The organism is Phenylobacterium sp. (assembly GCF_036501465.1).
GTDB lineage: Bacteria > Pseudomonadota > Alphaproteobacteria > Caulobacterales > Caulobacteraceae > Phenylobacterium.
On record NZ_DASYAF010000053.1, the window covers coordinates 1 to 8,364 of the forward strand.

Here is an 8,364-nt window from a genome sequence, read left to right on the forward strand (position 1 = left end):
GATGCGTTCGACGGCTTCACCGCGGCCGGACGCGGCGTCACCATCGAGCGCTCGTACATCTGGGCCGAAACGGCCGGCGGCGACATCCTGGTCGAGGTCAGCGTCTACGCCGGCCCCTCCCGCTACGACCACGGCGCGAAGGCGAGCCGGGTGATCGCCAAGCCTTGAGTCTCCGATCCTCCACCGTAGGGGGAGGATCAAGAATAGTGGTCCCCCTCCCGCTACGGTGGAGGCAAGGGAATATCGAGACAGTCTGTCTCGTCTTCTTCTATAAGGCGAAGCTGGATTCGGGAGACTTGCATGAAGCGTTTGGTGATGCTGGCCGTTGGGCTGGCGCTGATGGCGGCGGGGCCGGTGGCGGCGCAGGGGTTCCATGTGGTGCGCGGCGTGGTGGCCGCGGTGAGCGCCAGTTCGGTGACCGTGACCGATCGCGACGGCAAGCCGGTGGTCGTGGCGCTGGCGCCCGACTGGAAGGTCTCGGTGCTGACGCCGATCAGCGCCGACGCCATCGTGCCCGGCAGCTTCATCGGCACCACCGAAATGCCGCAGGCCGACGGCACCGGCCTGTCGCTGGAGGTGCACGTCTTCCCGCCCGGCGTGAAGATGGGCGAGGGCCACTATCCCTGGGACCTGCAGCCCGGCGCGATGATGACCAACGGCACGGTGGGCACGGTCAAGGCCGTCGGCGCCGGCCGCGCGCTGGACGTGAGCTATCCGTCCGGAACCCGCCACGTGGTGGTGCCGGCCGGCGCGCCGATCGTGCAGATCACCCCGGGCGGCGCGCAATCGCTGATCCAGCCTGGGGTTTCGGTCTTCCTGGTCGCCGCGCCGGGGCCCGGCGGCGGGCTGATCTCCAACTCCATCTCGACCGGCGTCGGCGGCGTCGCGCCGCCCATGTAAGCGCCGCGCTGTGCCTTTGCGGCAACAGTGACGTTTTGCGTTAAGGAATCAGCCTAGGCTGTGGGAACGGCTGCCCATGGGGTTGGGTTTGGGTAGGCGGGGCGGGATCGTGATCGCACGGTCCTCCAACACCCACCGGAGCCTAAACGCATGGCCGTTCGCCACCTCAGTCCAGTGCCCGACACCGAGCTCGACGCCGCCCAGCCGGCCAACAGCGAGGTGGTCGCCATTTCGCGCGGGCCGGAATCCGCCACCGAGCGCATCCGCCGCCTGCAATGGGAGGCGCGCGTGCTGGCCGCCGAACAGGTCGAGGCCGTCGGCGCCGAGCTGGAGGTGCTGGCCGCCCGCGCCCTGGAGATCGCCGAGGGCGGCGAAGCCTATCCCGCCGGCGTGCGCGAACTGGCCTCGCGGATCGCCGCCGACCTGCCGGAAAAGGCCAAGACCCTGCTGACCATCCTGCACCGCAACGGGGTCGGGTCTTAAATAATTTCGCAAAGTTCACGGGCCGCTCACCCTGTCTGGCTAAGCTCGGGGTTCGATCTTCCAAGCTGACCCCAGAGACCGTCCCGTGCCGATCGCGCCGACCTATCGCCTGATCTATGCCAGCCACATCGCCCCGGTGTGCCAGGACGACCTGAAGGCGGCGCTGACCCGCATCGTCAGCCGCTCCATCGCGGCCAACCGCAAGGCGAAGATCACCGGCCTGCTGATCGCCCACAAGGGCTGGTTCGTGCAGGCGCTGGAGGGGCCGAGGGCCGCGGTGGACAGGCTGTTCGACACCATCGCCGCCGACCCGCGCCACCACCATGCCCTGCCGATCAGCCAGGGCGAGATCGATGGACGGCTGTTCGAGCAATGGAGCATGTGCGCGCGCATGCTGACCGCCAACGACGAGGCGGTGCTGTCGGCCCTGAACCCGAAGAGCGCCTTCGACCCGACCAAGATCCCCGACCGCACCCTGATGCGCCTGCTCGCCACCGTCGCCGACGTCCACTGGCGCGTGCTCAGCGAACAACAAAGCCTGGCGGCCTAAAAGACCTCTCCCGGAGGGAGAGGGAGGGGCCCGCCGGCGAAGCCGGTGGGACGGTGAGGGGTTACGGCCTCTCGGATTAGCCTGAAACGCGGTAACCCCTCATCCTCCCACGCGCTTGCGCGCGCGGGCCCCTCCTTCTCCCTCTGGGAGAAGTCTTTTACTTCGCCAGTTCGGCCTCGATGGCGCCGACGATGATGGGGTCGTCGGGGGTCATGCGGGGGGAGAAGCGGCGGGCGACGTGGCCGTCCTTGGCGACCAGGAACTTCTCGAAATTCCACAGCACCGAGCCGTCGGCGGGTGCGCGGTCGCCGACGCCTTCGGCGACCGGGACGGCCTTGGTCAGGGCGGCGTAGAGCGGGTGCTGGCCGTCGCCCTTGACGACGATCTTCTCGAACATCGGGAACTTGACCCCGAAATTGGTGGTGCAGAACTGGGCGACCTCGGCGTTGGTCCCGGGCTCCTGGCCGCCGAACTCGTTGGCGGGGAAGCCGGTGACCACCAGGCCCTTGTCCATGTAGTTCTCGTAGAGCTTTTCCAGGCCTTCGTATTGGGGGGTCAGGCCGCACTTGGAGGCCACATTGACCACCAGGACCACCTTGCCCTTGTAGTCGCCGAGCGAGGCCGGGGCCCCGTCGATACGGTTGACGGGGATGTCGTAGACGCTCTCGGCCATGGCTGGCGCTCCTTTTGCGTGACGGCGTTTTGTCGGCCGCACCCTAGGCGCGCGACGCCGCGCGCGTCAAAGATGAACCGCCAAGTGCGCCAAGGACGCCAAGAAGAGCGGAACCTTGGCGAACCTGGCGTCCTTGGCGGTAAAAAACCTGGGTCCCGCCTCCGCGGGGATGAGCGGAATAAAGACTTAGCCCTTGATCTCGATCCTGGATTTCGGCGGGCCGGCCTGGGTGTCTCGGGGCAGGGTGATCTTCAGCACGCCGTCGCGGAAGGCGGCCTCGATCCGGTTGCGCTCCACGTCCGGCGGAATCGGGAAGGCGCGTTCGAAGCGGCCGAAGCGGCGCTCGCTGATGCGGTAGGCGGCGGTGGCGTCGTCGCGCACCTCGGCCTTGTGCCCCGAGATGCTGAGCACGTCGCCCTGGATGGCGATCTCGACATCGTCGCGGGTCAGGCCGGGCAGCTCGACATCGAGCAGATAGGCCTTGTCGGTCTCCTTGATGTCGGCGGCGGGCTGGCCGAACAGCGGCGCGGCGCCGGCCATGGCGAACGGCCGCGCCGCCCTGAGCGACGGGAACAGGCCAAAGCCGGCCAGCTGGCGGAAGGTGTCGTCGAACCAGCGGTTCATCTCCATCTGCATGGCGGTGAACGGCTCCATCGAGGCGCGCCAGGACTCGGCGACCTCGCGGCCGGCGCGGCGGCCGGTTTCCGCCATCTGACGGCCGGTCTCGGCGGCGTCGTGGGCGAGATCGCCGCCGTTCTGCTGGAAGGACCGCGCTTCGCCCTGGACGGTCTGGCCGCCCTTGCGCTCGCCGTCGCGTTGCGGGGACTGCGTCTTGTCGGCGTTCGGCGTGGATTGTGGGGTCTCGGCCATGGAAGGCCTCCGTTTGGCTGGAGTGGGTGTGGTGGTGGTTGGTCCGCGCGCCCCCGGGCCTCGCCCCCACAATCGCCGGCGAAGGTCAGAGTTCCGCGACGCCGCGATCAAGTTTTTGCAACAAACCCGGCGGGGCGCCGTAAGAGGCGCAGGTGACCGAGCAAGCCCTGCAGATCATAGCCCGCGGGCCGCGCGCCGACGCCGAGGCCGCCGCCCGCGCCATCGATGAGGACGCAGGCCTGGAGGCCGCGACCTATTCCATCCTGGAGGAGGACGAGGCGCGCGGGGTCTGGCGCATCGACGCCTTTCCGGTCACGCCTGAGGAGGCAGACGGGTTTCGCCGCGTGCTGGGCGGCTGGCCGGGGCTGAGCGTTGCGGTCGAGGCGCTGGCCGACGCCGACTGGCTCGCCATGGCGCTGTCCGGCCTGCCGCCGGTGCGCGCTGGGCGGTTCTTCGTCTTCGGCCAGCACGATCGCGGACGCGCGCCGCCGAACATGGTCAACCTGCGCATCGAGGCGGGGGCGGCCTTCGGCACCGGCCACCACGGCACCACGGTCGGCTGCCTGATCGAGCTCGACCGGCTGTTGAAGGCGCGCCGTTTCCGGCGCGTGCTCGACGTCGGCGCCGGCACAGGCGTGCTGGCCATCGCCGCGGCCCGAACCGGAAGCCGCATCGTGCGCGGCACGGACATCGACCGCCCTTCGGTGCGGATCGCCGGCGAGAACGCCCGGCTGAACGCCGCCCGCGTGCGCTTCCATGCCGCCGGCGATCTCGCCAACGTGCATATCCAGGCCGCCGGCCCTTACGACCTGATCTTCGCCAACATCCTGGCCCGGCCGCTGGTGGCGCTGGCCCATCCGATCGCCTCGGCGCTGGCGCCCGGCGGCCGGGTGATCCTCTCCGGCCTGCTGCGGAGCCACGAGCGACGGGTGCGCGCCGCCTACCTGGCCCAGGGGCTTCGGTTCGAGCGCAGGCTCTATCGCGACGCCTGGGTCACACTGGTTATGGCCCGCGCCTAGGCGCCTTCTCCCGCGAGGGGAGAAGGGTTAGGTTCTTCCCATGCGCCAGACCTTCGACGAAACCACCGATCCCTCCTTTGGCGGCAAGCACCTGCCGCTGATCCGCAAGGCCATGGCGGCGCAGGGGCTGGACGGCTTCCTGACGCCGCACGAGGACGAGCATCAGAACGAGTACCTGCCGGCCGCCAACGACCGGCTGGCCTGGGCCACCGGCTTCACCGGCTCGGCCGGGGCGGCGGTGATCCTGAAGGACAAGGCCGCCATCTTCGTCGATGGCCGCTACGCCCTGCAGGTGCGCGACCAGGTCGATCCGGCCCTGTTCGAGGTGCGCGACCTGGTCGACGGCGGCGTGCCGGCCTATCTGGAGACCGCGCTCGCCAAGGGCCAGACGGTCGGCTACGACCCGCGCCTGCACAGCCCCGACGCGCTGGAACGGCTGAGCGCCGCGGCGGCGCGCGCGGGCGCCGCGCTGAAGCCGGTGGCGGCCAATCCGCTCGACCAGGCCTGGGGCGGCGAGCGGCCAGCCCAGCCCAGCGCCATGGTCGTGCCGCATCCGCTGGAATACGCCGGCGAATCCTCCGCCGAGAAGCGCTCGCGGGTCGGCGGCGGCCTGATCGGCGTCGGCGCCGACGCCGCGGTGCTGACCGCGCCGGCCTCCATCGCCTGGCTGTTCAATATCCGCGGCGGCGACGTGATCCGCTCGCCGCTGCCGCTGGCCCAGGCGATCCTGAACGCCGACGGATCGGCGATCCTGTTCCTCGACCCGGCCAAGGTGTCGCCCGAGCTGCCCTCCTGGCTGGACAACGAGGTGGTGGTTTCAGCCCCGGAGGCCCTGCCGGCCGCCCTGGCGGCGCTGAAGGGTCGCCGCGTGGTGGTCGATCCCAGCCAGTCCTCGGCCTGGTATTTCGAGACCCTGGCCGTCGCCGGGGCCGAGATCGTGCGCGCGCCCGATCCCACCGCCCTGCCCCGCGCCACCAAGAACGCGGTCGAGATCGAGGGCGCCCGCCGCGCCCACATCCGCGACGGCGCGGCCCTGACCCGCTTCCTGCACTGGCTGGCCACCGAAGCGCAGACCTCGCTGCCGGACGAGGTCGAGGTGGTGAAAAAGCTGGAAGGCTTCCGCGAGCAGACCGGGGCGCTGAAGGACCTCAGCTTCGACACCATCGCCGGCGCGGCCTCCAACGGCGCCATTGTCCACTATCGCCCGACGCTCAGGCTGAACAAGCGGGTGCAGTCGGGTTCGCTGCTCTTGGTCGATTCCGGCGCCCAGTATCTCGACGGCACCACCGACGTCACCCGCACCGTCGCCATCGGCGAGCCGTCGCCGGAGATGTGCGACCGCTTCACCCGGGTGCTGAAGGGCCATCTGGCCCTGGCGCGGGTGCGGTTTCCGGCCGGCACGACGGGGTCGAGCCTCGATCCCCTGGCCCGCGCGCCGCTCTGGGCCGCCGACCTGGACTACGACCACGGCACCGGTCACGGCGTCGGCAGCTATCTGGGCGTCCACGAGGGGCCGCAGCGCATCTCCAAGGCGCCCAGCACCATCGCGCTGCAGCCGGGCATGATCGTCTCCAACGAGCCCGGCTACTACAAGGAAGGCGCGTTCGGGATCCGCATCGAGACCTTGCAGGTGGTGGTCAACGCCGACCCGGTCTCCGGCGGCGAGCGGCCGATGCTGACCTTCGAGACCCTGACGCTGGCGCCCATCGACCGGCGGCTGATCGAGACGGTGCTGCTCAATCCGGAAGAGATCGAACAGCTGGACGCCTACCACGCCCGCGTCCTGGCGGTGATCGGCCCCCTGGTCCCCCCCGACACCGCCGCCTGGCTGGCCGAGGTCTGCAAGCCCCTGATCGATCGCGCGGAAGACTGAGCGACATAATTCACCGCCGTGAGCCGCGCCTCTTAGACTTCTCCCGTGGGGAGAAGGAGGGGCCCATCGCGCTTGCGATGGGAGGATGAGGGCGTACGCCGCTTCAGGCTAATCCGAGAGGCCGTAACCCCTCATCCTCCCACGCACTTGCGTGCGCGGGTCCCTCCTTCTCCCTTTGGGAGAAGTCTTGATTGTGCGTGTATTTACGCCTCGTCCGCCGGGGCGCGGCCGAACCAGAGCATGGCGGCGCCGATGGCGGCGACGGCGGCCAGGATCGGGCCGACGGCGTCGAAGCTGGCGACCGGTACGCCGGCGCCGGCGAGCGCATCGCGCCCGAAGGCCAGCACGAAGGCGCCGACCACCAGAACGCCCACGGTCAGGCCGGCGACATCGATCAGCAAGCGCCGGCGCGCAATGGCCTGCTGGACGCCGAGTTCGAAGATCAGGTCGCGCGCCGGCGCCCCGGTCTGGTCCCAGAATTCGGCCAATCTGGTCTCGGCGTCAGTCATCCGGGCCTCCGAGCACGGCGAGCAGTTTAGCGCGACCGCGCTGAACATGCGATTTGATCGTTCCGAGCGGCAGGCCGAGCGCCTCGGCCGCCTCGCTATGCGAGAAGTCGCCGCCCAGGCAGAGCGCCACGGCGGCGCGCTGTTCGTCCGGCAGGCCGTGCAGGGCGGCGGCGAGATCCATCCGCGCCTCGGCGCCGAGGTCGCTGGGCGGGGTCGCCTCGAGGCTGTCGTGGCGGCGCCGCTCCCGCCCCCGCGAGCGGCGCAGGGTCAGGCTCTTCTTCCAGGCGATGGCACAGAGCCAGGAGCGCACGGATGCGCCGCCGCGATAGAGCAGCAGGCTCGACCAGGCGGTCAGGAAGGTCTCCTGGGCCAGGTCGTCGGCGTCGCGAGCGTCGGCGCAGGCGCGGCGCAGGAAGCCGCGCACGGCTTGCTGATGCCGCTCGACCAGCTGCTGAAAGGCCCGCTGCGAGCCGCGCCGGGCCGCCGCGACCAGATCGGCGTCCGGCTCGGACAAGATCAGTCGATCCGCCAGAAGGTGGCCAAGAGCGCGGTGACGACGCCGGCCGCGGTCAGGGCGCCGGCGATGATGGCGACGATCAGATAGGCGTCGTTGTTCTGATGCCCGTAGCGCCAGGCCAGGCTGAAACCGAGCGTGACCGCGCCGGCGAAGATGGCCCAGTTCCAGCGCCGCAACGGCTCTGCGGCATTGCGGTACTCCCAGCGGCGCTCCCAGCGATCCTGGCGGCGGCTCCGCTTGTCGGCGGCCTTGGCGGTGGCCGCATCGGCGACGGTCTCGGCCGCGGCCTGCCAGCGGAAGCGCCGGCCGCCGAGCGCGTCCAGCACCGCCGGCGGCGGCTCGCGCCCCTGGGCGGCATAGACTTTCAGCGCGTCGATGGCGTCGCGCTGGCGGCGATAGCGCAGATAGCGGTTCCAGGGCTCGAAAATCGCCTGCACGATCGGCACGGCCAGGGCGGCCAGAATGATGATCAACCACCAGTGCTTGTCCCAGTCGAAGGTCACGGGCCGCGCTCCTTTGCGGATCGAGCGGCGCCTCAACGCCGCCCTAGTGAAGCTTAGTCGCCGCGGGACGCGCGAATGGATGCAATTTTTTGCCCTCTCCCCCGCTCTTCGCGGGGGAGAGGGAGGGGTGAGGGGGCCGCAGCGGTTCAGCGGGCAGGGTCGACGGGCCTTTCGCGCGGAAAGGCCGCTCCCCTCACCCTGCCCTCTCCCCGCTTTGCGGGGCGAGGGTTCCAGAAATCAACGCGATCCACTCGTCCTCGGTCAGCACCTGCAGGCCGAGTTCGGCGGCGGTCTTCAGTTTCGAGCCCGCGCCGGGCCCGGCGATGACGATGTCGGTCTTCTTCGACACCGACGACGCCACCTTGGCGCCCAGGGCTTCGGCCTGGGCCTTGGCCTCGTCGCGGGTGAGGCGTTCCAGCGCGCCGGTGAACACCACCGTCTTGCCGGCCACCGCCGTGTCGGTCTTC

The 8,364-nt window shown here is 70.1% G+C and carries 11 protein-coding genes; 5 read left to right on the forward strand and 6 right to left on the reverse strand.

Annotation, left to right across the window (positions count from 1 at the left end; all coding sequences use genetic code 11):
- Nucleotides 1-300 precede the first annotated feature (300 nt).
- From VGL85_RS05505 to VGL85_RS05515, 3 genes are all read left to right on the forward strand, one after another.
- A complete protein-coding gene (locus VGL85_RS05505) occupies nucleotides 301-900 on the forward strand; it encodes a hypothetical protein (RefSeq protein ID WP_331586829.1) in 600 nt (199 codons plus the stop codon).
- A gap of 150 nt (nucleotides 901-1,050) precedes the next feature.
- Nucleotides 1,051-1,383 (forward strand): hypothetical protein, encoded by a 333-nt coding sequence (locus tag VGL85_RS05510; protein ID WP_331586831.1) that lies wholly within the window; start codon nucleotides 1,051-1,053, stop codon nucleotides 1,381-1,383.
- An 85-nt stretch (nucleotides 1,384-1,468) separates the two neighbouring features.
- Nucleotides 1,469-1,933, forward strand: coding sequence for a BLUF domain-containing protein (locus VGL85_RS05515; protein ID WP_331586833.1), 465 nt, complete (start codon nucleotides 1,469-1,471; stop codon nucleotides 1,931-1,933).
- Between the two features lie 157 nt (nucleotides 1,934-2,090).
- Here VGL85_RS05515 and VGL85_RS05520 read toward each other — a convergent pair whose 3' ends face one another.
- Together VGL85_RS05520 and VGL85_RS05525 are read right to left on the reverse strand one after the other, a co-directional pair.
- Nucleotides 2,091-2,606 (reverse strand): glutathione peroxidase, encoded by a 516-nt coding sequence (locus tag VGL85_RS05520; RefSeq protein ID WP_331586835.1) that lies wholly within the window; start codon nucleotides 2,604-2,606, stop codon nucleotides 2,091-2,093.
- Nucleotides 2,607-2,792: 186 nt separating this feature from the next.
- Nucleotides 2,793-3,476, reverse strand: a complete 684-nt coding sequence (locus VGL85_RS05525; RefSeq protein WP_331586837.1) for an Hsp20/alpha crystallin family protein — start codon at nucleotides 3,474-3,476, stop codon at nucleotides 2,793-2,795.
- Between the two features lie 152 nt (nucleotides 3,477-3,628).
- Here VGL85_RS05525 and VGL85_RS05530 point away from each other — a divergent pair, with 152 nt between their 5' ends.
- Both VGL85_RS05530 and VGL85_RS05535 read left to right on the forward strand, forming a co-directional pair.
- A complete protein-coding gene (locus VGL85_RS05530; protein WP_331586839.1) occupies nucleotides 3,629-4,495 on the forward strand; it encodes a 50S ribosomal protein L11 methyltransferase in 867 nt (288 codons plus the stop codon).
- 40 nt (nucleotides 4,496-4,535) lie between these two features.
- Entirely contained in the window at nucleotides 4,536-6,368 is a 1,833-nt protein-coding gene (locus VGL85_RS05535; RefSeq protein ID WP_331586841.1) for an aminopeptidase P family protein, read from the forward strand.
- 203 nt (nucleotides 6,369-6,571) lie between these two features.
- Here the strand turns inward: VGL85_RS05535 and VGL85_RS05540 are convergent, their stop codons facing one another.
- From VGL85_RS05540 to VGL85_RS05555, 4 genes are all read right to left on the reverse strand, one after another.
- A complete protein-coding gene (locus tag VGL85_RS05540) occupies nucleotides 6,572-6,877 on the reverse strand; it encodes a hypothetical protein (protein ID WP_331586843.1) in 306 nt (101 codons plus the stop codon).
- Nucleotides 6,870-7,391: an RNA polymerase sigma factor gene (locus tag VGL85_RS05545; RefSeq protein ID WP_331586845.1), complete on the reverse strand. Its 522-nt coding sequence runs from the start codon at nucleotides 7,389-7,391 to the stop codon at nucleotides 6,870-6,872. Before VGL85_RS05545 ends, VGL85_RS05540 begins: the two co-directional genes overlap by 8 nt.
- 2 nt (nucleotides 7,392-7,393) lie before the next feature.
- On the reverse strand, nucleotides 7,394-7,897 hold the full coding sequence (locus VGL85_RS05550) for a hypothetical protein (RefSeq protein ID WP_331586847.1): 504 nt from the start codon (nucleotides 7,895-7,897) through the stop codon (nucleotides 7,394-7,396).
- A gap of 193 nt (nucleotides 7,898-8,090) precedes the next feature.
- Nucleotides 8,091-8,364: BRCT domain-containing protein (locus tag VGL85_RS05555; RefSeq protein WP_331586849.1), on the reverse strand; the 274-nt coding region annotated here is incomplete at its 5' end.